We start from the raw sequence: 532 nt of genomic DNA, 5'->3' as shown, positions 1-532 counted from the left end.
ATCGATTTGTTTTTCGTCTATTTGCATTAATTCACACTCAACAAGTTTATAGCCCCTTTTTCGAAGTTCTATAAGGAAATCCTGTTTAGTGCCTAACTTCGATCTAAAACTTGCGTTAGTCTCTAAAAAGACCCAATAATTGCGTAAATCTTCGATTGTTACAGTGTCTAAATCAGAATAAAAATTTTCTAAAATAGCTAAACAGTCTTTTGCATAATTCCCATATTCTGAGCTACTCATTCGAGGATTTTGCTTATCTAAATGAACATATTTGCCGTATTTATTTTTGTGAGGGAAAGGAGGGCGATTGAGTTCTGTTTTTATGGAATTTTTCTTAGTTTGAATAGTAAATTTTAAAGCTACAATTCTACGTCCACGTTTTATCGGTTCATAAATGACTTTGAGATCAGATTTTTCGTTAATTTCATCAATTGAAGGATCGATTACCCACTGTTTAAGGTTGTTATATCGTGGATATTTGTTCGATATTTGCAACCAATCTTTTAAATCAGTTAAAGAAATCTCACGATCG

The 532-nt window shown here is 32.0% G+C and carries 1 protein-coding gene; it reads right to left on the bottom strand.

Translation table 11 applies throughout. The annotated features are described in order from the left end of the window. Positions 1–532 (bottom strand): replication initiation protein (locus ACFFHK_RS09795; RefSeq protein ID WP_382371941.1); only part of this gene is annotated, 532 nt, incomplete at both ends.

The organism is Gallibacterium trehalosifermentans, assembly GCF_042433055.1.
GTDB classification, from domain to species: domain Bacteria; phylum Pseudomonadota; class Gammaproteobacteria; order Enterobacterales; family Pasteurellaceae; genus Gallibacterium; species Gallibacterium trehalosifermentans.
This window is presented reverse-complemented; position numbering and strand designations above follow the sequence as displayed.